The organism is Prevotella sp. BV3P1, assembly GCF_000479005.1.
Taxonomy (GTDB): domain Bacteria; phylum Bacteroidota; class Bacteroidia; order Bacteroidales; family Bacteroidaceae; genus Prevotella.
Genome location: NZ_AWXC01000004.1, coordinates 116,601 through 140,596, shown reverse-complemented (window position 1 = coordinate 140,596; position 23,996 = coordinate 116,601). Strand labels below are relative to the sequence as shown.

At 45.7% G+C, this 23,996-nt stretch carries 16 protein-coding genes; 5 read left to right on the top strand and 11 right to left on the bottom strand.

The features are described 5' to 3' along the window. Nucleotides 1-46 precede the first annotated feature (46 nt). From HMPREF1254_RS00800 to HMPREF1254_RS00755, 10 genes are all read right to left on the bottom strand, one after another. A complete protein-coding gene (locus HMPREF1254_RS00800) occupies nt 47-1,219 on the bottom strand; it encodes a DUF2027 domain-containing protein (RefSeq protein WP_023056713.1) in 1,173 nt (390 codons plus the stop codon). Between the two features lie 123 nt (nt 1,220-1,342). Next, nucleotides 1,343-2,641, bottom strand: coding sequence for an S-adenosylmethionine:tRNA ribosyltransferase-isomerase (locus HMPREF1254_RS00795; RefSeq protein ID WP_023056627.1), 1,299 nt, complete (start codon nt 2,639-2,641; stop codon nt 1,343-1,345). Nucleotides 2,642-2,664: 23 nt separating this feature from the next. Continuing rightward, entirely contained in the window at nt 2,665-3,363 is a 699-nt protein-coding gene (locus tag HMPREF1254_RS00790; protein ID WP_023056644.1) for a phosphatase PAP2 family protein, read from the bottom strand. Between the two features lie 26 nt (nt 3,364-3,389). Next, the gene (locus tag HMPREF1254_RS00785; RefSeq protein WP_081699017.1) at nt 3,390-6,002 is read right to left on the bottom strand and encodes a BatD family protein; all 2,613 of its coding nucleotides are present in this window, start codon (nt 6,000-6,002) and stop codon (nt 3,390-3,392) included. Between the two features lie 19 nt (nt 6,003-6,021). After that, entirely contained in the window at nt 6,022-6,714 is a 693-nt protein-coding gene (locus tag HMPREF1254_RS00780) for a tetratricopeptide repeat protein (RefSeq protein WP_036878357.1), read from the bottom strand. Next, nucleotides 6,711-7,748, bottom strand: a complete 1,038-nt coding sequence (locus tag HMPREF1254_RS00775) for a vWA domain-containing protein (protein WP_023056669.1) — start codon at nt 7,746-7,748, stop codon at nt 6,711-6,713. Before HMPREF1254_RS00775 ends, HMPREF1254_RS00780 begins: the two co-directional genes overlap by 4 nt. Nucleotides 7,749-7,837: 89 nt before the next feature. Next, entirely contained in the window at nt 7,838-8,836 is a 999-nt protein-coding gene (locus HMPREF1254_RS00770; RefSeq protein WP_023056634.1) for a vWA domain-containing protein, read from the bottom strand. A gap of 37 nt (nt 8,837-8,873) precedes the next feature. After that, entirely contained in the window at nt 8,874-9,956 is a 1,083-nt protein-coding gene (locus HMPREF1254_RS00765) for a hypothetical protein (protein WP_036878409.1), read from the bottom strand. A gap of 55 nt (nt 9,957-10,011) precedes the next feature. Beyond that, nucleotides 10,012-10,902 carry a DUF58 domain-containing protein gene (locus HMPREF1254_RS00760; protein ID WP_036872406.1) on the bottom strand — a complete coding sequence of 297 codons (891 nt, stop codon included), beginning with the start codon at nt 10,900-10,902 and terminating at the stop codon, nt 10,012-10,014. 83 nt (nt 10,903-10,985) lie between these two features. Then, nucleotides 10,986-11,981, bottom strand: coding sequence for an AAA family ATPase (locus tag HMPREF1254_RS00755; RefSeq protein WP_023056664.1), 996 nt, complete (start codon nt 11,979-11,981; stop codon nt 10,986-10,988). Nucleotides 11,982-12,829: 848 nt separating this feature from the next. On the opposite strand from HMPREF1254_RS00755, the gene HMPREF1254_RS00750 reads away from it, so the two are divergent. From HMPREF1254_RS00750 to ypfJ, 4 genes are all read left to right on the top strand, one after another. Continuing rightward, complete coding sequence (locus HMPREF1254_RS00750) at nt 12,830-14,842, top strand: DUF5686 family protein (protein WP_023056727.1); 2,013 nt, start codon at nt 12,830-12,832, stop codon at nt 14,840-14,842. 10 nt (nt 14,843-14,852) lie between these two features. Continuing rightward, nucleotides 14,853-18,101, top strand: a complete 3,249-nt coding sequence (locus HMPREF1254_RS00745; RefSeq protein ID WP_023056641.1) for a UvrD-helicase domain-containing protein — start codon at nt 14,853-14,855, stop codon at nt 18,099-18,101. Then, complete coding sequence (locus HMPREF1254_RS00740; protein WP_023056657.1) at nt 18,098-20,980, top strand: PD-(D/E)XK nuclease family protein; 2,883 nt, start codon at nt 18,098-18,100, stop codon at nt 20,978-20,980. Before HMPREF1254_RS00745 ends, HMPREF1254_RS00740 begins: the two co-directional genes overlap by 4 nt. Nucleotides 20,981-21,198: 218 nt before the next feature. Beyond that, nucleotides 21,199-22,074 (top strand): KPN_02809 family neutral zinc metallopeptidase, encoded by an 876-nt coding sequence (gene ypfJ, locus HMPREF1254_RS00735; RefSeq protein ID WP_023056676.1) that lies wholly within the window; start codon nt 21,199-21,201, stop codon nt 22,072-22,074. A gap of 267 nt (nt 22,075-22,341) precedes the next feature. On the opposite strand, the gene HMPREF1254_RS00730 is transcribed toward ypfJ, so the two are convergent. Next, on the bottom strand, nt 22,342-22,911 hold the full coding sequence (locus tag HMPREF1254_RS00730) for a Maf-like protein (RefSeq protein ID WP_036878362.1): 570 nt from the start codon (nt 22,909-22,911) through the stop codon (nt 22,342-22,344). Between the two features lie 86 nt (nt 22,912-22,997). On the opposite strand from HMPREF1254_RS00730, the gene HMPREF1254_RS00725 reads away from it, so the two are divergent. Next, nucleotides 22,998-23,978 (top strand): GNAT family N-acetyltransferase, encoded by a 981-nt coding sequence (locus HMPREF1254_RS00725; protein WP_036890747.1) that lies wholly within the window; start codon nt 22,998-23,000, stop codon nt 23,976-23,978. The last annotated feature ends 18 nt before the right edge of the window (nt 23,979-23,996 follow it).

Below are 23,996 nucleotides of genomic sequence, written 5' to 3'. Positions count from 1 at the left end.
CCGTTTACTCCCATTAACTCCCCTCATAACTCCTTTTAACTCCTCCTTATTTAATCGTCACCTGCGTGGCTCCGTAACCATATTCTTGGAAACTAGCGTCCTGGTATGGATATTTCTTGTAGCGATAATTCAGGTCATTGATGAGCGCTCGCCTCAGCACACCCTCACCTTTACCATGGATGAAGATGATTTTTTGTCCCTTCTTATTAGCATACTCAGCTAAAGTATCACGAAACTTCTTCAATTGGTAATTCAGAATATCCGTGGCACTCATGCCCGCAGTAGAGTCCAACAACTCGTTGGCATGCAGGTCAACCACCAGAAGATTGTCATCACCCCGATGCTTCATCACAAAAGGATTACCTTTTCGGCGCTTGTCATCGTACCGGCTCATGTAGGGATCGGTCTTTGTTTTTGCCGATGTTGCAACTTTGGTGTGATCTTGTTCAGCCTTTTGGTACATCTCAGCCTTCAAAGCTGTTGGGTCTACAACCAACGGACGCGCGGTTTTATCATTTTCGATGATGGTGTATAACAAGGCTGGCTGCTCAAAGAAGTCGTTCTCTTCGAAGGTGTGAAGCTTGTAGAACTTCACCGGATCGATTCTGAACTGCACATCCACTACAGGTTTCAAGATGAATGGTTTCTCACGCTTGTAGGCTATCAGTTGAATGGCTACCCGACCCAATTCATTTAAATCCTCACGACCAAACTCCTCGATAAATTCTTTCGTATTAGGCTCTACCTCTTGCGTAGCTTTCAATGTCCAGCTCTGTCCTTCTGCTGCAAGGTAAGTGAATCGAACATAATAGTTGCTGTCGTTCACCAAATAACATTCGAATCTCGTATGGGTCACCTCCTTGATATCCAATGGTACAAAGGCAAGATAGCAACTAAGTTGATTGCCACCTTTACGTTCTTCTACCGGAGCACGGAAGGTAATCTCCTTGTCAGCCGGGTCTTGCTCTATCTCTTCCTCCTCCTCATCCATTTCAGCATGGCTGATGGCCTGCTTCACGGAAGTAGGTTTCGGTGAAAGGGAACTCACAACTTTGCTGGTGCTATAATCGTCTTCTCGAACAAGCACCACTTCATTGATGGGAGTAGGAATCTGAAAACCATCTTCATCCTCTACCAATACAATGTTTTTTCCTTGGAATCCTGCGATGATACCACCGCCAGACTCACTGAGAAAACTTACTTTATCACCTATCTTCATCTTATAAAAAAATGTAAATATCCAACATGTTTATTTCTACTTGCCCTGCCAAACGTGTCCAGCACATGGCCGTTCAACGATTAGTCTGTTATCATCCGACGTGACATCGAGTGGTAAACTTGATTAAGGTATCAGCAAACTGCTGTCGCCATAACTGAGAAAACGGAAGTCGTGTGCCAGCGCATAGTCGTAAATCTTACGCCAGTCGCCATGAACGAATGCACTGACCAGCAGCAACAGCGTGCTCTGTGGTTGATGGAAGTTGGTAATCAACATCTTCACAATCTTGTATTCATAGCCTGGTGCAATGATGATTTGGGTTGAGCTGTGCAAGGCTCCTAATTGATTACGCTTGAGATAGTCGAGGACGTTTTGTATCGCTTGCATCGGTGTGATGCCGTCTATCAATCCGCCATCCAACTGTTCCGTGGTTCCATCCTCTCGCATTCTCTCGTAAGGAGCCCATTGATTGACATGTAGCTCGGCTTCTGAGGCATCGGGGTGTGTTGACAAATACCCCCCCATATAATACAAACTTTCCAATGTCCGCACACTGGTTGTACCTACTGCGATAGCACTTGCATCGTGTCGCAACAACTTCTCCAACGTTTGTTGGTGTACGCAGATATACTCGGTGTGCATGTCATGATCTTCTATCTCTTGACTTTTCACCGGTTTAAACGTTCCTGCTCCGACATGAAGGGTAACCTCTTCCCTATCGATACCATGCTCGTCTAACGACTTGAGCACATCGTTGGTAAAGTGTAAACCTGCGGTTGGAGCTGCCACCGACCCTTTTATCTTGGAATACACGGTCTGATAAGTGGTCTTGTCGCTCTCTTGTGTTTCTCGATTGAGGTAAGGAGGAATGGGCAGCTCGCCCATATCTTCTAATATTTCGGAAAAACTAATATCTTCTGCATCCCAATCAAACTCTACCCAATGATGAGTAGCAGGTGCTGACAGCAGTAGATTTCCCTCTGTATTATCCTCTTTTTGCTGACTTTTCCTGGTTATAGTCAGCGTAAGACTACGCCCTTTTATTTCATAAGAACGAGAAAGAGGCCCTTCTTTCCATTTCTTCAAATTGCCAATCATGCAGTACCATGCACAGTGTCCCTTTGTCTGGAAAATCTGTTCGTAATCAGTTGGAGCGGCCGGTTCCATCAAGAACACCTCTATTCTGGCACCCGTACTTTTCATAAAGTACATTCGCGCCTGGATGACTTTGGTGTTGTTGAAAATCATCAATGCCCCCTGCGGGAGATGATCTTTCAGATGATAGAACACATCTTCACTGACTTTGCCTTGATTGTACAAAAGCAGTTTACTGTGATCGCGCTGTGCAATAGGAAATTTTGCTATACGATCATCTGGCAAATCGTATTGATAATCACTAATATGTATATGTTTTGTATCCATTTATTTCTTCGTTCTTACCTTCATTAAGTAAACAACACTAATCCTCTAAATATAGCATACATGTAAGATACAGACATCACTAAGATAACAAGATGAACGTCCTTATAGTTATACCCCGTTTGGGTGTACTGACTCGAGATGTAATTTGCATTGGCTGAGAGCTTTCGATTCACCCGACAATACATCCAATAGGTACTGAATCCAACGACGGTTGCCCAAGCGAATCCTACCAGAACGTCACTTGGATAATGCACACCTAAGTATAGTCTGGTATAGGCATTGAGCAGAGACCAAGTGATCATAAAGATGCTGAACAAACTACTTCTGACTAACAGACAGAGAAACAGGGCAATAGAAAACGTGTTGGACGCATGACCTGAAAAGAAACTAAAAGTTCTTGGACGATATTGGTCAACCACATCGATTTGGTATTTCAGCATCGGATCGTTACAAGGACGAATCCTACCCACCAATGGCTTGATAAAGGCATCGGCCATTCCAGATGAAAGGAGCAAGCACAAGGTAGCAAAACCAATGACGAGAAATATCTGTATCATCGTCTCATTGTTCTTGATAACAAGATAAAACAAGGTGACATACAGAGGAATCCACGTCACACTGGACGTTAAGGTTATCATTATTCCATCTAGAAACAATGAATCGGAACCATTCAGCGCAAACAGCAGTTGATGATCCAGATCGGTTAATGCTTGTATATTCAACTTCAGGATACTATATTAATAATGTATTATATTTCTTCTATCTGACGGGTTTGCAGCCACCCTTCTCTCCCATCAGCTAGGCGGATGCCACGCCAATCTTTGAGTCCTTTGTCCGTGATGTCCACCTTTGTGCCCTCATGGATGACAAACTCGTCTGCACTTCCATTAGCTGGTGTCTTCTTGACTGCGACGGATGGAGCAATGACAATGGCTGCCGTCCTGTTTTGAAGATTATTCTTCTGCTGATAAGCAAAGAAGTTACAGAAAACAAAGAGGATAAAGAACAAGCATCCGCCATAAAAGCCAATCTTTCGCAACAACTCGTTGGGGCCAAAAAGAAACATGAGCACAAGCAGCAACACCAATACAATGGATGCAATTGCCATGACAGCCCAGTTGTCAACACTCGTAAAATTGACCAATGAGTGATACCAGGTAACGAAAAACATTTCGCTCTCTGGGGTAATCTTGTCTATAGTCTTTGAGGTGGCAAACTGCAAATTGAAACGAATGTCATCGTCACCCGGAGACAACATCAGCGCACGTTCGTAGGCAAGGATGGCCTGTGTGATATTATCTGTACGATAGTATGCGTTTCCCAAATTATAGTACAAGTCAGCATTGACGCCTTTTTTGAGCAATTCCTCATAATCCTTGATGGCCTGTTGATAATTGCCTCGTTTATATTCGGTATCGGCGTTCTCCTTGGTGATGGCCGAAGCTGAAAGTGAAACGAACACCATCAACACGCAAAACAAAAATGTTTTGCTATGAACAGTCGAGTTGTTTTTATGTTTTGAGCTCGTTTTCATCACATTTTCTATTTCCATAATCGCGGTCATAGCTGAGTCAATCGTCTTATTCATATTACCCGATGGGTCACCTGGGGCATATCTTTCAAACTCACATTCATCCAGTGCCGAGATAAATGTATCGATAGTTTTGCTATCAACAGCCTGCTGTAGCAAATTGTCAGCGATGTTCTCTCGAGTCAACTGTTCGACTGGCATGTTCAATTTATCACTGACATATCCCCACAAGGCATGCAATACTTCATCATAGAATTCGGCTTGTTTATTGTGTTCCATGAGGTTTCTGGCTTTCTTCAGTCGCCTGGTCGCCACTTTGTTGGCTTTCTTACCACGCATTTTCACAATGTCTGCATGGTCTAAAGCACGTTTGCGGAACACAACCAACAAGATGATAAATGCCAACAGCGGCACCAACAAGCTCACCCAATATTGCGGAGAACCAAAGAAGAACTCATCCACACGGTGCATTCTCACCTTTTGTAGTTTAAGACCTCTGATGTCGTTAGCCTTCTCCTGTCGATAGTCTGCAACCGAAGAGCCTTTACCATCACCCTTCTTTACGTTGATCTTGAAAGCCTGTGTCTTGATGGTTTTGTAACCATTCAGGCCTGTGTCGTAATAAGTAAACGCAATGGGAGGTATGTCATACTGTCCCTGATTTCTGGGAACCGCCAGTATGTCATAAATCATATTGCCTTCAACACCATTTGCCGTCAATTTGGTTTTATCGGTTATCTTCGCATCATACTTGTCAAAGTCTTTAGGGAATGCAACGTCAGGCTGTTTTATCAGTTTCAGATTACCTACGCCTCCCACAACTACACGAAGAGATATAGGTTCGCCAGCTTTCACTTCCGTGTGATTGACCGAAGCTGAAAGGTTGAATTTTCCCACCCCACCAGAGAAATCTGATGGACGCTTAGGCAATGGGTCTACCTGCACTGTCAATCCTGGTGCCACGATATTGCGTTTTACTTCCACATAACCAGAGCCTCCGTTGAAGAATGCTTCGAAGGGATCGACAGCCCTGTTCTGCTGGACAACGATGCCTTTGAAGGTGATACTGGGAATTTCTAATTTTCCGGTTACTTGCGGATACATGACATACTGGCTCCATGTAACGCAGCGATAGTTTTTTCCATTGACCTTTTCCACATGGAAGTTTTTCTGCTGTGGCAACTTGATTTCCTGCGTGTGAAAGCCTGTCAAGTCGGGCATCTTACCCTCCAGTTGTGTCAAGTCGACGAGCGTATATACTTTATAGGTCAGCAGGACGGGTTCCTGTTCATGCACTCTTCGCTTGTTGGCACTCACCTTGATGAACAAATCGTTACCCGATATCTTGCTACCAGCCTTTCTCATTTGTGCCTCCCCAGCATAGTCATCGTGCATCTGAGGCGCACCATTGTTCTGTCGTGCGGTACCTGACACAGTTACTTTCGCAGTTTTCGACGTGATGGTCTTGCCGTTGATACGTGCACGTGCTGCCGGTATGGTGTACGTTCCGTTCTTGGAGGCATACAACGTATAGGTGTAAGTGATGGAAGACGAACTACTGGTATGACCGTTGACCATCTGAAAGCTCGATTGGCTGGATGTGTACGGCCCTGCAATCACCTCGATAGCATCTGGAACGTTACCTGCTCTGAAATCGTCTACCTCTTGTGTGTTGATGGTGTACGACAGTCTGAAGTTCTCTCCTACTGACACATGGGACGGCACCGACACGGTGATGGATTGCGCGTTGCCAACCAGTGGGAACAACGTACCAATGAGTATGGTGATAAATATGTAATTAAGATATTGCTTCATCCTTTTCTTATTCATCCTTTAGATCACGTGTAGTTTACCAATTCTTCTTCAGCTTTTTCTTGCCCGACTGCCGCATGGCTTTCTTCATGCGCTGCTGTGTGGCCTTTTCTTGCTGCGTGGCTGCATTTAAGAGTTGCTCCGCATTCTCCTTACTCATCCGATCTTTCGGCTTGTTCTTTTGCTGTTGTTGCTGATCTTGTTGCTTTTGTTGCTGATCATCTTTCTTCTGTTTGTCCTTACCTTTCTGATCATCTTTCTTCTTTTGCTCGCCACCATTCTGCTTTTGATTTTTCTGTTGGCGTTTGCAAAGAGCCAGGTTGTAGCGCGTTTCGTTGTCATCCGGATTGTTACGAAGACTCTCTTTGTAGGCTTCAATCGCCTCTCCATACATTTGATGATTCTGACAAATCACCCCGATATTATGGAATATCTTGGCCTTTCTGGATTTACTGCTCTCCAACTTCCCAGCATTTTCATATTGCACAATCGCCGCAGAATCTTTCTGCTGCATCATCAGCGCACATCCAAGATTGTACAAAGCCTGTGGATTTTGCCCATTTTTCGCGATGGCTTTACGATATTCAGCTTCTGCCTTGGCATAGTTTTGCGACCGATACAGCTTGTTACCCGAGCGAATAAACTGTCGGTCACTCTGCGCATACACGTTTGTCACGCACATGGCCATGACAAACAAGCCCAGCATATATCTGATTAATGTATTATTCATCTTTCTCGATTCTCCTTTTTTTTGAACAGACGAACCTTACTCAGCATTGGATTTTTGCTTTCCAATATGCATATTTCAAGAATCAACAGCAGGAGAGCCAGAATGGCAAAAGCCTGAAACTGCTCGTCATATTCGCTGTAAATGACGCTGTTGGTTTCGCCTTTCTGCAGCTTGGCCAGCTCGTCATTCAATTGCTTCTGCGCATCGCTCGTGTTGTCAACGTGAATGTAGGTTCCTTCGCCAGCCTTGGCCAATTCTTGACACATCTTCTCATTCAAGGCTGTCATGACGGTTTGTCCCTTATCATCTTTCAGATAGCCACCATCAGACGTTGGAATAGGAGCGCCTTTGGTTTCACCTACACCTAATATAAATACGTTGATACCTTTCTTCCGAGCTTCCTCGGCAGCCTCCAACGCCTCACCCTCATGGTCTTCACCGTCGGTAATCAAGATGATGGCACGCCCCACTTTATCTTGTCGCGTAAAGCTGTTCATGGACAAGCGGATGGCCTGCGCTATATTAGTGCCTTGGGTGGTGATGAGTGAGGGATCGGCATTCTGCAGAAACATCTTCGCACTAACGTAATCACTCGTAATGGGCAGTTGCACAAAGGCCTCTCCAGCAAACACCACAAGCCCTATTTTGTCGTTGGTAAAGTTGTCCACCAAGTTTTCTACCATCAGCTTACTCTTGGCCAATCTTGACGGTACCACGTCTTCTGCCAGCATGGAGTTTGATATGTCCAGGGCGATGATAGTTTCTATACCTCTACGTTTCTCGTTGGATATCTTCGACCCCATCTGTGGCCGGGCAAACATGATGATGAGTAAAGCCAGTGCAGCTTGTAACAACCAAAACTTGACAGACGGGCGATACTTCGAGGTATCGGCCATCTGCAACTTCAAGAGTTCGAGATCACCAAACTTCTTTAATTTCTGTCTTCTTCGGCGGTAGCCCACAAAACGAACCAATGCCAATATTGGAATCAGGACTAATAGCCAAAGATATATCGGGTCTTCAAATCTTACCATATACTTTCTGTATTCAACATATTATACAGCTTATACAGCCGTTGTACGTTCTCACGTTTACGGGTTTGACAAATTCAGCAATAAAGCATTTAAGGAATACGACGTAAAATCGTATTTCTCAGCAGCAGTTCCAACAGCAAGCTGATGATGGCTGCTAAAGCAAACGGCTGAAAGGCTTCATAGCGCTTGGAGAATTTCTTGACTTCCATCTTTGTTTTCTCCAACTTGTCTATATCGTTGTAAATCTGTTTCAATTCCTTGTTATTGGTTGCCCTATAGAAGTTGCCTTCCGTCACGGCGGCGATGTCACTCAAGGTCTTTGAATCTATCTCCACTGGAATGTTCACATATTGTGTCGTCCCGCCCACACTCATGGGATAAGGAGCCACCTTGTTGGTTCCTACACCAATGGTATACACCCTGATGCCCAAGCTCTGGGCAATCTGTGCACTGGTCATCGGCGAGATGTCACCCATGTTGTTGCTACCATCGGTGATGAGAATCACCACTTTACTCTTGGCCTTGGAGTCTTTCAAACGTGAAACAGCGTTGGCCAACCCCATCCCTACGGCCGTACCATCAGAAATCAATCCACGCGCAGCGATGTCAGTACGAACGTTTCGCAACAGATTCAAGAGCGAGGCGTGATCGGTTGTCATGGGGCATTGGGTGAACGATTCACCAGCAAATATCGTCAATCCGATGTTGTCATTGGGCCTGCCTGATATAAATTCGGCTGCAACATTCTTGGCCGCCTCCAATCTATTGGGTCTCAAATCCTCTGCCAACATAGACGTTGAAACGTCCATAGCCAGCATGATGTCAATACCCTCGACAGACCTCTGATCCCAAGAGTTGCGCGTTTGTGGCCGAGCCAGCACACACACCACTAGGATGAAAGTGACGCACCGAAGCACCATAGGCAGATGAATCAGCCGCATTCGCCAGCTTTTGGGTGCGAACAGATAAGCATGCGTATCGCTCATTCGCATGGTTGGCTCACTCCTCTTGCGATAAAGGAAGTACCATACCACATAGGGAATGAGCAGCAACAGCAGTAGGAAATATTCTTTATTTACAAATTCCACGTTTCATTCATTTTAATGACATCACATCCGCTCCCAATCATATTACCAGGAGATAAACATGATAGATGACATAAACCAGCAAACCCAGCACACCGATAGCGATAACCGAGAGTAAGGTCTTGATTGTCATTCTGTTTTTTTGCTTACGCCTGTCACTCTCATCAAGTTTAGGTACGATGCGTTCTTCGGTAGGCTGCCCCTCAATCTTCGTCTGATCAATGAAATTGATGGCATTGACAAGGTTCATGTCGTTTTCGTTGATGAGTGCCTCGTGCTTGGCGAATTTCACCAAATCGGCCGTTTCGAACAGTCCCTTCAGCTCGTCCATCATCTTGCGGTCACCGTTCTGCTGCAAATGATAGATGATTTCGGTGGTGGTCATCTCCATGGCGTTGAAGCCGAAACGTTCCTCGATGTACTTTCTCAACGTGTCAGTCAGCTCGGTATAGTAAGTCTTCTGATCGGTTGAAGTAGTCATCTTCTCCACTTTCAGCTTCTCGATAGCCGTAAGGGCTTTCTGGTGAGGAGGTATCTTTTTAACGATTTTAATGCGCGTTATGATGGGCTTGTTGTTCTTGAGTCTGAGGTAGAGATAAAATCCTATGATACAGAGTACTAACATGAGGACGCTCATCCAAAAGATGGGACTCCATTCACTCCAAAGGAAAGGATTGTCCTGCACGTCCTTTGGTGGGAAAAACTGGTTGGGATGCAGCGTGTCCACATCCATGGTAACCACCTTCAACGCCAAGGTGCCACCCACATATTCCTTTCCACCAATCTTTACTTTCTGCCCGGGAATGGCATATAGTTTTTCGTCGAACGAGGTGATGGTGTATTTCTTGGACACCTTTACAAAGTGATTGTCCAACGCCGTTGTATCGGCATCCGAAACATCTATGATTTCTACTCCCGGAACTAAATATTGCGAGGGTTTGAGGGATGGAAATTGAATCTTGGCACGCTCATGAGCCGTCACGTCAATAGTCATGTGAGCCTGCTGCCCTATGAAGATACCAACCGAATCAATCTTTTGTTCGACGGCCGTTTGGGCAGACATGCTTGTTTTGCACAAAAGGCAAAGCAAGATACCAACGATATATTTTATGTTTACATTCATTCTTATACGGTATTTACACACCAGATAGATGGTTCGCCCACCACAGACAAGCTTGTTAAACACCACGCTGTGCGAAAAGTCGCATCATGGCCTTCACATAGTCTTCATCCGTTGCCACACTCGTCCAGTCTACCCCACTTTTGGCAAACGTTTGCTTAAGTTGGGCATTGCGTTCCATCCAATAAGCCGTATGGGCGCGGCGCAGTTTGGCCGACGAGGTATCTATTATCATCTCGTGCCCCGTCTCAGCGTCACATATTTTCATCAAGCCAATGTTTGGCAGGCTTTTGGCACGTGGGTCGTATATTTGCACGGCAACCATATCGTGTTTATGGTTTGCGATATTCATGGCATGCTCAAAGCGATCGTATTCCTTGGCGTCGTGCCGGATGTAGAAGTCACTTAACACGCAGGCCGTGCAGCGTCGTTTCATCATTCGTGTGAGGTATTCTATAGCCATGGCAACATCTGTCTTCTTACTCTCAGGCTCAAAATCCAACATTTCGCGTATGATGTACAAAATATGTTTACGCCCTTTCTTGGGCGGGATATATTTCTCTATTCTGTCTGAGAAGAAGATTACCCCAATCTTGTCATTGTTCTGTATGGCGCTAAAGGCAAGTGTGGCTGCAATCTCTGTGGCCATCTCCCTTTTGGTTTGCTTCTTAGTTCCAAAATCCAATGAGCCAGAGACGTCGATGAGCAGCATCACCGTGAGCTCGCGTTCCTCTTCAAACACCTTGATGTAGGGACGGTTAAAGCGGGCGGTAACATTCCAATCAATATCACGGACATCATCACCAAACTGGTATTCTCTCACTTCCGAGAAAGCCATACCATGCCCTTTGAAGGCAGTATGATACTGCCCTGCAAAGATATTCTGACTCAGTCCGCGAGTCTTAATCTCAATCTTCCTTACCTTTTTTAAGATTTCACTTGTATCCATATTCTTCATCCTGTAGAACCATGCCCTTCAGGGTTATTTCTCAGCAGACAATAACTGTCTGTGCAAGTTGTTCCTCGACCACTTTATGGCACTTCTATCTTATTGATGATTTTCGACACGATTTCCTCTGATGTCATGTTGCTGGCTTCTGCCTCGTACGACAATCCGATGCGATGACGCAGCACGTCGTGTGCCACAGCTCTCACATCTTCGGGAACAACGTATCCGCGATGTTTGATAAAGGCGTATGCACGGGCAGCTTTGGCAAGGTTAATCGATGCACGCGGCGAACCGCCGAACGTGATCATATCTTTCAGTTCAGGCAGTTGATAGCGTTCGGGATAGCGGGTAGCAAAAACAATGTCAGCGATGTACTGTTCAATTTTTTCGTCGATATACACTTCGTTGACAATGGTACGAGCCTTGAGAATTTCCTCCGCAGTAGTCACGGGTGTGACCTGCGGCATGGAGCCTTGAAGGTTCTCACGGATGATGAGTTTCTCCTCTTCCAAGGTAGGATAATCAATGACCACCTTCAGCATGAAACGGTCTACCTGAGCTTCGGGGAGTTCATAAGTACCTTCTTGCTCAATGGGGTTTTGCGTGGCCATCACCAAGAACGGATTGGGTAACTTAAAGGTGTTTTCACCGATAGTCACCTGATGTTCCTGCATGGCTTCCAGCAAGGCACTCTGCACTTTCGCTGGGGCTCGGTTAATCTCATCTGCCAAGACGAAGTTGGCGAACACCGGACCCTTTTTCACTTGAAACTTCTCTTCCTTCTGCGAATAAATCAAGGTACCAATCACGTCGGCAGGCAACAAGTCGGGGGTAAACTGAATACGACTGTAGTCTGCTTCTATCAATTGGGCCAGCGTTTTGATGGCCAGTGTCTTGGCCAATCCTGGAACACCTTCCAACAAAATGTGTCCATCGCTAAGCAAGGAAATCAATAAAGAATCAACCAAATGTTTTTGACCGATGATGACTTGATCCATACCTCGAACAAGGTTGGTCACAAAACCGCTCTGTTGTTCTATCCGCATATTTAACTCGCGAATATCAATAGCTTCTGCCATAATTGTGTTGTTATTCAATTTTTAAACTGAACGCAAAAATACAACAATAATGATACAGAAGCGAAAGTTGTCTACCATTTTATATTTATTTTACCACTATGTTTCAATATTTTAAGAACTTTTGGCCTTCATCCCTCGCAGGGGGATGATGATGTACGGCAATGGACTTGTAGGATTTTTCTTAACAAATAGTGCTCTGTGCTTCGCATATTTTCCATGAAGACGTTCAAAGATGAAAATATCGCAAAAATGAGCGAAAAACGCAATGCTTTAGTTGTCAATACCTTACAATTTTCATACTGATTTTCAAGGTGATTTATCAGTCTTTTACACCGCTAAAAGGGTGCTTTAACGATGTTATACGATATCTTTTTCGCACCAAACGCATGCTTGTTGGATAGCAAACTCTTAGACTTTACAAGGTGAACTCCATGCTTTTACAAGTTAAGGATGTAAAACTTAGTTTTTTATCCCTTCTATGCATCCCGAATACCTATCATTTTTTTCTATTTCATCATTTTGCAAGTGCAAATTTATTGTCATTTTTTAGGACAATTTTCATAATTCAGTTGTGCGATCAAGTTTTTTTAGTTGCCAGAAATAATGGAGAGAAATAAATATTGAAAACGGCCAAGAAGCCAACTATGGACAATCTTGCTCGAACGCAAGCAGAAGGGTGACATCCACCATTTGCAATCTTTCGCGTGAAATTTCTTCTATCAGCACATGAATGAAATATGCCGATAAGAAATTAACCAATCGTTCGTTTTTTTGCCATTCTTATCGTACCTTTGTCCTTGGTGAGAACAGCATTGTTGAAAGTAGTGATATTAATACTTCCCTGCCTCATGTTACCGCAGGAAGTATGGTCTGCAAAAAGTAAACTTGACACTTTGTTGCACCGCGTTTTCAGCTACCCGCAAACCATTGAAATCAAGCAAGTTGCCGACACCACCAGCTACGCTTACATGAAGTCTTCGTTGCGTGTCAACAAGCGCAATGTGTTTCTCATGGCCGTACCCACCATGTATGTGGTGGCCCATGGGGGCAGACGCGAATATGTTCAGGAAAGTTTCAACAAAGTGACATTTCTGCCTTCTGGCAACTATACCACAAAAAAGCTGCTATCACTGTCCACCATTCCCCGCCGACACGTCGCCATGCCAACCTTGATGAGCTATCTTACACCCGACATATACGACGTAACCATGATTGGTGAAAACATTCTTTCACCCTTCAACAAGCAGAATAAAATATATTACAAATACAGTTTTGAACAAGAGCCAGACGGCCTTATTCGACTGAAATTCAAACCCAGGCTAAGAAACACGTTGCTGGTTGACGGGGTGGCCATCGTAAAGCCCCATGACGGTCGCATCGTACAAGTGAGGCTGGCGGGTGAATACGACATGATACAATTCCGGCTTTTCATCAAGATGGGTAGCGGTACCATGCAAGCCATGCACCCGGAGAAATGCAACTTGGATGCTCGTTTCCTGTTTTTAGGCAATGACATCAAAGCTCATTACACCATGGCTTACAATCTGCCGAAACCTGTTGACACCCCCATTGAGGACAACCATGACCTGAGTAAGATGCAACAGTTGAGACCAGAGCCACTCACCTCGTACGAAAAACTAATCTACGGCAGGATTGTGAAGGAAAGAGAAGCTGCGGAGAAAGATACGACAAAGATTGATAGTCTTTCGCCAACCAGCAAACGAATGAAACTGAAAACCATCTTGTGGGATATGATTGGTGAAAATGTGCTGACGCATATCAATCAAAAATTCGGGCCAGACCAACAAGGATACTTTAGAATCAACCCCATCTTGAACCCGCTCTTCATGGGATACAGCAACAACCAAGGATTTTACTACAAGTTTAACATTCGTGGCGGATACAAGTTTACGGAAAACAGTGACATTTGGCTTCAGTTCAAGGCCGGCTATTCTTTCAAACTCAAACAGTTTTATTTTTGGACGCCACTCATCTATTACTTTGACAAACAACACAACGCATACCTGAAAACTACCCTATCCGGTGGGCGCCTTATCAAAAACAGAAGACTGGTTAACGAGCTGAACTTGGCCACCGACAACAATCCCATTTGGGAGAGGATGCAATTGGACGAGTTTAAAGATACTTACTGGGATTGTTTTACTAATTATGACCTAACCAAGTACATTGGTTTCCAAGCCGGTGTGATTCTCCACCACCGTTCCGCCGTACACAAAGCCGGATTCGACCTGATCAACAAGCCTAAGATGTATTCTTCCCTCGCTCCAAAGTTGCAAGTGCAGTATCGGCCCTGGGGATATGCTGGCCCCACCCTGACAGCCAGCTACGAACAAAGCCTCAATAAGCTGGCGAACACCAATGTACCGTATGCGCGTTGGGAATTTGACGGTCAATACATCCTGCCCTTGTGGAACGTGCAGAGCTTGTCCATGCGCTTGGGAGGCGGTTTTTACACCCACCGCACCAACAATGACTACTTCGTGGATTACGAAAACTTCAGACAGACGTTCCTCCCCGACGGATGGACTGTTGACTGGTCCGGCGAGTTTGAACTGCTGGATTCTGATTTGTACAACTTATCTCTTTATTACGCGAGAGCCAACTTCGCATACGAGTCTCCTTTCTTGATACTTGCCTGGCTGCCTTTTGCCGGACATTTCATTGAGCGGGAAAGACTTTATTTCAGTGCTTTACACGCAAAGCATGCTCATCCTTACATCGAACTGGGTTATGCTTTCAAGACGCGCCTGGCCTCTGTAGGGGCTTTTGTTTCGACCGTCAACGGCAAGTACAGAAACTTCGGATTCAAGTTTGGCTTCGAACTATTCAGACAATGGTAAAACTCAAAACATGACTGCAACGAACAACTCATCTGAACAACAACCATCGCTCACGGTGTATAAAGCAAGTGCGGGCAGCGGCAAAACCTTCACACTGGCCACGGAGTATATGAAACGGGTCATTGAAAATCCCGACGCCTACCGCTCCATCTTGGCTGTTACCTTTACCAACAAGGCGACAGAAGAAATGAAGATGCGCATCCTGAGCCAACTGTATGGCATCGCTCATGGCTTGCCCGACTCTGATAGTTATTTACACAAGATACAAGAATCCATCACCTTTCCCAGCACTAAAATCCGTGAACGGGCGCAAAAGGCTTTGGGACAGTTGCTGCACAATTACAATTATTTCAGGGTAGAAACGATTGATGCTTTCTTTCAAAGCGTGTTGAGAAACCTGGCAAGGGAACTCGATCTCACAGCAAACCTAAGAATTGAGCTGAGAGATAAGCAAGTGAAAGAAAAGGCAGTAGATGAGTTGATTGAAGAATTGCAGCCAAACGACAAACTCTTGAGATGGATATACGAATACATCCGGCAAAACATCTCTGACGACAAGTCATGGAATGTCATTGGAGAAATTAAGGATTTTGGCTCGAACATCTTTAAGGATGTGTATAAAGCGCATCGCGATGAACTGGAAAGCGTGCTGGGTCAAGAGGATTTCTTTGTGCAATATACCAAGCAATTGAGAAACATAAGAGAACGAGCATTAGCAGAATTCAGTAAAATGGGGGAAGCCTTCGATGAAACACTTGACCGACATCAGGCTTCAATCGATAATCTGAAGAGTGGAAAAAAAGGACCCGCAGGCTATTTCATCAAGCTAAGTTCGGGCGTATATGACGACAGCACACTGTTCAACCTCACGGCACAAAAAGCAGCAGAGTCACCGGAAGAGTGGTTGAGAAAGGGCGATCAAAAAGATAAGGGGTTGATGACGCTGGCTACAGAACTCACCAACTTGCTGAATACCACAGAACAAAGACGAAGACAACTACTTGTTCCTTTCCGCACGGCGACACTCATCTTGCGACATCTCAACCAGCTAAGACTGCTCGGTAGCATTGAGAAAAAGGTAAGAGAGCTGAACGCCGACTCGAACAGCTTCTTGCTCAGCGACACACAGCTGTTGCTCAACAAGCTCATTGAGGACAGCGACTCGCCCTTTATCTTTGAAAAGATAGGCACACAACTCAAACACATCATGATTGATGAGTTTCAAGATACCAGCACTATCCAATGGCAAAACTTCAAGATTCTATTGAAAGAAGTCATCAGTCACGCTGATGGTACCGGTCTCATCGTGGGTGATGTCAAACAAAGCATCTATCGGTTCCGCTCTGGTGATTGGCGACTATTGAACAATATTGAGCAGGAGTTTCCATCACAAGGTCATCTACTCGAAACTCTTAAACTTGACGTAAACCGCCGATCTGAGAAGAACATCATTGATTTCAACAACACATTCTTCACGATTGTCGCACAAAAAGAGTATGAAGCACTGGCCACAGACAACCCTGAAGAAGCGGAGCAAGTAAAGAAAGCGTACGAGGACGTGTGCCAAAAAGCGCCTGATGAGAAGGTTCAGACAGGCTTTGCCATCATCAAACTCTTTCCAAAAGAAGACTATGATTACCTGATGGAGACCGAAATCGCACAGATTATCACTATGCTGAAGGGGCAAGGAGTGCGGCAAAAAGACATCGCCATCCTGGTTCGCAACAACAAAGAGATACCCACCATCGCTGACGCACTGATGGAAACCATGCCGGAAATACGCCTAGTATCTGACGAAGCGTTCCGATTGGACTCATCCATTGCGGTCAATCTGTTGATAGATGCCCTGCATTGTCTCATGCATCCGGAAGACAAAATCGCCTTGGCTAATCTATCAAAAGTATATCAAAAGCGAATACTTAACAACAAACTGGACGACAACGACTTATTCATTCAAGGAAAAGACGTTACGGATTGGCTTCCAAAAGACTTCACGCAACAATCCGATTCATTATTAACCTTACCACCAATCGATTTGGTTGAACGTTTGTTTGCCATCTTTCAACTCGACACACTCAAGGATCAAAGTGCGTACATCTGTGAGTTTTATGACCTGCTGAATCAATATTTGACTGACAACATCACTGGATTGGACAACTTTCTGGAGCAGTGGAACGAGACATTGCATGACAAAACCATTCAAAGTGACGGCTTTGATGGAATCAGAATACTGACCATTCACAAGAGTAAGGGACTGGAATTCGACCATGTCATCATTCCTTTCTGTGACTGGCAGCTTGAAAGAAGGTACACATTATGGTGCAGAACGGATACTGAACCCTTCTGTCAACTGCCGCTCATACCGATAGATTTCTCGGAGAAAAGCATGACAAACACTTTCTTCGAGCCTGATTATCAGCACGAGCATCTGCAAAACATGGTTGATAACCTCAACCTACTCTACGTTGCCTTGACCAGAGCAGGCAAGAGTCTCTTCATCCTTGGCCAACGAAAGAGTGCTGGTAGACGCTCAAAAGTAATTGAAGAAAGTGTGGAAGAGATGCAACAAGCACTGTCGGGAAGCATTCTTACGGGCGACATGGATGACAAGAACGACACCATCAGCCTGGAGTTCGGAACTCTGTCCACGCCTAAAGACGAAACAAAAAAGGCTTCCGATAACATCTTTCAGCTTCCTGTCAAGACGCTGAAGATAGAAATGGAGAGTTTTGAAAACATGGTTGAATTCAGACAAAGCAACCAGAGCAAAGAGTTTGTCAGCCAAGATGAGGAACCGGAGGACAGACAATCCAGCTACATCCAACTGGGAAACATCCTCCATCAGCTGTTTTCTCAAATCAAAACCGCTGACGATGTGGAAGCTGTATTGAAGCAATTAGAATTTGATGGCGTATTATACGATGACGTTGTGACCCGAGAAAAACTGCAAGAGATGTTGAACAAGCGACTCAATCATCCCAAGGTTGCGAGCTGGTTCTCTGGCAAATGGAAACTATTTAACGAGTGCAGCATCTTGCATGTCAATCCCACGACGGGAGAAGTGATGACCCACCGACCGGACAGGGTGATGACCGACGGACAACAGATGATAGTAGTTGACTTCAAGTTTGGCAACCCAAAGCCCCAACACATCGATCAAGTCAAGCAATACATGCAATTGTTGACCCAGATGGGGCATGCCCATGTGACCGGATACCTGTGGTATGTTTACAGCAACAAGATTGAAGAAGTGAAATGAAAAACAGCTTTTTAAAATATGTAGCCCAAGACCTGACTGCCAAGTTCGGGCAGGACTTATCCCGCGTGGCGGTAGTTTTTCCCAACAAGCGCGCGTCGCTGTTCATGAACGAGCAGCTGGCATGCCTGTCAGACCGCCCCATCTGGAGTCCGTCCTACATCACCATCAGCGACTTGTTTCGCCGCCATTCCCACTTAACCGTCAGCGACTCCATCAAATTAATCTGTGACTTGCACAAATCATTCAACGCGTGTACCGGAAGCGATGAAACGCTTGACAAGTTCTATGGATGGGGGCAACTGTTGCTTTCCGACTTTGATGACATAGACAAGAACATGGTTGATGCCGACAAAGTGTTTGCCAATCTTCGAGACATACACGAGTTTGATGACGTTTCTTACCTGTCTGAGGAGCAAAAAAAGATACTCCAAGCATTCTTCAAGAACTTTGATGAAGATCACGACACTGAACTAAAGCGTCGATTTCTCAATCTGTGGAGCCATTTCAAGGACATCTATCACGATTTCAACCAGCGCCTGTCAGACCAGGGAATCGCCTACGAAGGCGCTCTCTATCGACAAGTGGCACAGAATGAGGACATCGAATTTGAATACGACCAATATGTCTTCGTGGGCTTCAACGTGCTGCAAAATGTAGAACAAGCTCTCTTCAAACGACTGAAAGACATGGGTAAGGCCAAGTTTTATTGGGACTTCGACCGCTATTACCTGACAGACGGCAAGCAAGAGGCCGGCCATTTCATCCGTCAATACCTGGACATGTTCCCAAATGAGCTGGACAACCAGTCGGACGAGCTATACAAGCAGTTCACACAACCGAAAGGCATCACATACCTATCGGCTCCCACAGAGAACATGCAAGCCCGCTACATCACCACTTGGCTGCGAGAAAAAGGGCGTATCGAAGCTGGCAAGAACACCGCCATCGTGATGTGCGACGAGCAGCTCTTGCAAACGGTGATTCACTGCATCCCACCAGAAGCGGGAAAAATCAACATCACCACGGGCTATCCGTTGGCGCAATCGCCGGTGGCATCACTCATCAACGTCCTGCTGATGCTGCAAACCTCCGGCCACATCCTCAACACAGACAAGTACCGACTGACAGCCGTCAAGCGCGTGTTAAGACATCCGTATGCCCAGTATATTTCAGAGAATCACCAAACATTGCTCACGCATCTCGAAACCGAGAAACATTACTTTCCAACCCGCAGCGAGCTTTCCATGGACGACGGCCTGTCCCTTCTGTTTACAGACATAGATGACGACCCAACCAACTGCTTGCTTACCAAATGGATACTCAATGTCCTCAAACGGATAGGAAAGCAAGGAAAAAACAACGAAGACGCTTTTTTCCAAGAGTCGGTGTTCAGGATGTACACCTTACTCAATCGACTGTCAGACCTAATCGCTGCCGGCGACCTCACCATCAACCTCACTACCTTCGAACGCCTCATGGCCCAACTCATCCAAGCCACCAGCATCCCGTTCCATGGCGAGCCTGCTGAAGGCATCCAAGTGATGGGCGTATTGGAAACGCGCAACCTCGATTTCGACCATCTGCTCGTGCTATCGTGCAACGATGGCAACATGCCAAAAGGGGTGAGCGACACGTCTTTCATCCCACACGCCTTGCGTGAAGCCTACGGACTCACCACGGTGAAGCACAAAGTGGCCATCTATGCCTATCATTTTCACCGCTTGATACAGCGAGCCAGCGACGTGACGCTTACCTATAACAATTCAACCGAGATTAGTCACACGGGCGAAATGAGCAGGTTCATGTTGCAGATGATGGTAGAAAGTGGGCACCCCATCCAACGATACTCCATGCTGTGCGGGCAAAGCATGGAGACACATGGGCCGGAAGTGATTGAGAAAAACGAACAGGTAATGCAGGCCTTGAACCAACTGGAGCAGCTCTCTCCCACCGCCATCAACCGCTATCTGCGATGCCCGTTGCAATTTTATTACAACATCCTCGCGGGATTGAAGGAGCCAGAGGCTGAGGATGCCGTTGACAACCGCATGTTCGGCAACATTTTTCACCGCAGCGCAGAACTGATTTATACCCATCTGAAGGAGAAAAACCAACGCATACAAGCCAGCGACATTCATGACCTGCGAACGAAAGGAAAGCGCATCGAACAGTTTGTAGACCAGGCTTTTAACGAAGAATTGTTCAATGTAAGCAACAAGGGCTACCGACCCGAGTACAATGGTCTACAACTCATCAACCGAAGGGTCATCATCGACTACCTCAACCGCTTGCTGCAGATTGATGAAAAGCTGGCTCCTTTCGTCATCAAATCATTGGAAGAGAAAGTCAGTTCGACCCTTTCTTTCGAGACAGCGCAGGATTCGCACTCTTTATCAGTGGGTGGCTACATCGACCGATTGGACGAGATTGTCAATCCCGACGGCACGCATCGCATACGGGTCATCGACTACAAAACAGGCAAATCCATGACATCGACGCCCGTTGACGTGGATGACATCTTTACCGATGAAAAGCTTTCAGAAAAGCACAAGGACTATTATCTACAAACCTTCTTATACGCTTCTATCGTCAAGCACCATCCCCAGCTCAATCCTGCACAGCTACCAGTAAGTCCGGCACTGCTCTTTATCCAACAAACCGCTGGTGAAGACTACGATCCGACACTGCTTTTAGAGAAGGAAAAGGTGCTGGATATTGGAGAGTATGATGCGAAATTCAAGGAAAATTTGCAGCAATTACTGAGCGAAATCTACAATCCATCCATCCCCTTTGCACCCACCAGCGAACTGAAACGATGCACCTATTGTGCCTATCGCCAGCTTTGTGACCGTAACGTTCCTCCAACATCGAGAGGTTAGTAGGGCCGTACGCCGAGAAATCAGAATGTGACAAGCCTAAAATGACATACCCGCTTTGGATGCGTGAGGCCGCATTTCAACCACCCTCATCATACAAAAACAGAGGATTGGTCCGCATTGAAGCATCATTCAAGCACATTTAGGGCTGTGTTATCAAATAAATGATTAAATTTGTCTATCATTCAATTCAATAAGTCAACCATAAAACAACATACAAAATGAGATTAAACGGACGAAGAGAAAGCAACAACGTAGAAGACCGGCGGCGCATGGGAAGAGGCGCAAAGGCGGGCATCGGAGGCTTAGGAGCCATTGTTGTGATTGCCCTGATGACCTTCATGTCGGGCGGAAACCTTGGTGACGTGATAGGAAACGTCATCCAACAAGGCGCACTGAACGGCTTGCAAGAAGAGCGTACACCGCAACAACGGGAATTCACGGCAGAAGAGGAAGAGCTGGCAAAGTTTTCCAGACAGATACTCGCAAGCACGGAAGACGTATGGACAAAGGTATTTCAGCAGATGGGACGCAAGTACACTCCCCCTACGTTGGTGTTGTTTACGGGTGGCGTACAGAGTGCCTGTGGTTCAGCATCATCGGCAGTAGGGCCGTTTTATTGTTCGGGTGACCAGAAGCTGTACCTTGACCTTTCGTTCTTCACCACCATGAAACGCCAACTGGGAGCTGGCGGCGACTTTGCCTACGCCTACGTCATCGCGCATGAGGTGGGCCACCATGTAGAGCATCTACTGGGCATCTTGTCAGAAGGACATAGCATGATGAGCCGCATGAGCAAGGCTGAAGCCAACAAGGTGAGTGTGCGTTTGGAGCTTTTGGCCGATTATTACGCCGGCGTATGGGCCCATCATGATGATGCGGAATACCATTCGTTGGAAGACGGCGACATAGAAGAAGCCATCAACTGTGCCGAAAAAATAGGTGACAATTACCTGCAAGAAAAGGCACAGGGATACAGTCAGCCAGAGTTGTTCACCCACGGAACCAGTGCACAGCGCATGAAATGGTTGAAGATGGGAATTGAAAAAGGCGACATGAGCATCAGTACCTTCAACGTAAACGAAAGTGACTTGTAAATGGGAAGCTAAAACGAAGAGCAACACTCTTCTTCGTTTTATTTTTCAATCAATCTGCTCATCGATTTTAATAGCATTGAGTTTGGCATCCAATCTCTATCACTTTGGACACCAAACTCAATGACTTTAAGCACCAAACTCAATGCTATTGAAAAACCACTTTGCATGAATGGAAAGAACGCATGATGCAGAAAGGTGACAAACACACTTGCAATCGCCTTTCAAAACACAAATCATCAAGACATTAAATCGTTGTATTGAAGATGGTTACTTCATTTTGTTCAACTCTTCATAAATGCGCTGAACAGGCAATCCCATGACGTTGAAGTAACTACCCTCCAGCTTGGTTACACCGATATAGCCAATCCACTCTTGTATACCGTATGCACCTGCTTTGTCGAAAGGCTGGTATTTCTCAACGTAGTAATCTATCTCAGCATCCGAAAGCTCTTTGAACGTCACGTTTGTCACCACCGAAAAGGCACGCTGCTCCGATGCCGTTTTCAGACAAACGCCCGTCACCACTTGATGCGTCTTACCGCTTAGCTTTCTTAACATGCGTCGGGCATGGTCGGCATCCACAGGCTTACCCATGACATGTCGGCCCAGCACTACCACTGTGTCGGCTGTAATCAATAGCTCGTCTTGAGTCATTTCGTAGGCAGCAGCCTTTTTTTGTGCGATAAACTTGGGTATCTCGACCGTGTCTAAATCGGCTGGATAATCCTCGGGAATGCCCTCTTTCACCTTAACCTCAAAGCTCACATCAAGTCCCCGCAGCAACTCTTGGCGCCGTGGAGAATGTGAGGCTAAAATGATTTTGTATGGTATAATCATCAGAATAGTTAAAAATCTGTGGGACAAAGTTAATCAAATTCACCGAAACATTGTTTTTTTCAGAAAACATTTCGTATTTTTGTCCTATGGACAACATCAAGGTCAGCATCATTTCCAAAAGCTCTGAACTGCCACCGATGACCTGCAACAACTTTTTTCACAGCACGGAGCTGTTCCGGATAGCCGAGCGTACATCCGGTCAAACCCCTTACATGGTTGTCACGCAAGACCAAACAGGCAAGTGTGTGGCTCACATGTTGGCCCTACTGAGATGGCATGGCACCTGGATTCCACCTTTTATATATAAGCAAGGGAGAGTTTACGGCGAGGGAGAATATGAGGACAGCTGTGAGAACAAGGAGCAAGTGTTTGGGCTGATGCTGTATGAAATAAACCGCTTCTTTAGGCGCAAGCTCGCGCTATACACAGAGTTCAGTGCCTTGAGCCAGAAGATGTTTGGCTATCAACACTTCAGACAGAACAAGTACTTCCCCATGAACTGGCAAGAGATTCATAACTCGCTACACAGTATGCCGCCAGAAAACAGGTTGAGCAAGAAGACCTTGAAACGTATCGCACACGCTGAATCTGCCGGAGTGACGACGAGTGAGGTGGCCACCAAAGAAGAACTCCAACTGTTTTACAATCACCTGAAAAATCACTTCAGAAGCAAAATCAAGAGATTCATCCCTTCTGAAGAGATGTTTACGAAGTTGTATCAAAATCAACACACCAAGACATTCATCACACAGTATAAAAACAAGTTGATTGGCGGATGCACCATTATCCTTTCACAAGGAAACGCTTATCTGTGGTACCTGGCATCCAAGCGCAAGACTTTCTACCCCCTGCATCCCGACACGGTCACGGTATGGAATGCCATTAAGTATGCACACGCCAATCATTGCGAGCATTTCTACTTCCTCTACGCCGGTTTACCATTTAAGAAGAGTCAGTTCAGAGAGTTCATTCTCAAGTTCGGAGGCAAGCCAGTGACCAAATATCGCTGGTTCAGGATATACATACCGTGGGTGAATCGTGTATTTTCTTGGCTTTATCGGCAGTGAGATTGATGCCGAGGCGAG

Bases quoted from the DNA above. Each gene is read 5' to 3' on its own strand.
- HMPREF1254_RS00730 (WP_036878362.1), bottom strand. From the start codon at position 22,911: ATGATTATACCATACAAAATCATTTTAGCCTCACATTCTCCACGGCGC.
- HMPREF1254_RS00750 (WP_023056727.1), top strand. From the start codon at position 12,830: ATGTTACCGCAGGAAGTATGGTCTGCAAAAAGTAAACTTGACACTTTG.
- ypfJ (WP_023056676.1), top strand. From the start codon at position 21,199: ATGAGATTAAACGGACGAAGAGAAAGCAACAACGTAGAAGACCGGCGG.
- HMPREF1254_RS00725 (WP_036890747.1), top strand. From the start codon at position 22,998: ATGGACAACATCAAGGTCAGCATCATTTCCAAAAGCTCTGAACTGCCA.
- HMPREF1254_RS00745 (WP_023056641.1), top strand. From the start codon at position 14,853: ATGACTGCAACGAACAACTCATCTGAACAACAACCATCGCTCACGGTG.
- HMPREF1254_RS00765 (WP_036878409.1), bottom strand. From the start codon at position 9,956: ATGAATGTAAACATAAAATATATCGTTGGTATCTTGCTTTGCCTTTTG.
- HMPREF1254_RS00755 (WP_023056664.1), bottom strand. From the start codon at position 11,981: ATGGCAGAAGCTATTGATATTCGCGAGTTAAATATGCGGATAGAACAA.
- HMPREF1254_RS00760 (WP_036872406.1), bottom strand. From the start codon at position 10,902: ATGGATACAAGTGAAATCTTAAAAAAGGTAAGGAAGATTGAGATTAAG.
- HMPREF1254_RS00740 (WP_023056657.1), top strand. From the start codon at position 18,098: ATGAAAAACAGCTTTTTAAAATATGTAGCCCAAGACCTGACTGCCAAG.
- HMPREF1254_RS00780 (WP_036878357.1), bottom strand. From the start codon at position 6,714: ATGAATAATACATTAATCAGATATATGCTGGGCTTGTTTGTCATGGCC.
- HMPREF1254_RS00795 (WP_023056627.1), bottom strand. From the start codon at position 2,641: ATGGATACAAAACATATACATATTAGTGATTATCAATACGATTTGCCA.
- HMPREF1254_RS00800 (WP_023056713.1), bottom strand. From the start codon at position 1,219: ATGAAGATAGGTGATAAAGTAAGTTTTCTCAGTGAGTCTGGCGGTGGT.
- HMPREF1254_RS00785 (WP_081699017.1), bottom strand. From the start codon at position 6,002: ATGAATAAGAAAAGGATGAAGCAATATCTTAATTACATATTTATCACC.
- HMPREF1254_RS00775 (WP_023056669.1), bottom strand. From the start codon at position 7,748: ATGGTAAGATTTGAAGACCCGATATATCTTTGGCTATTAGTCCTGATT.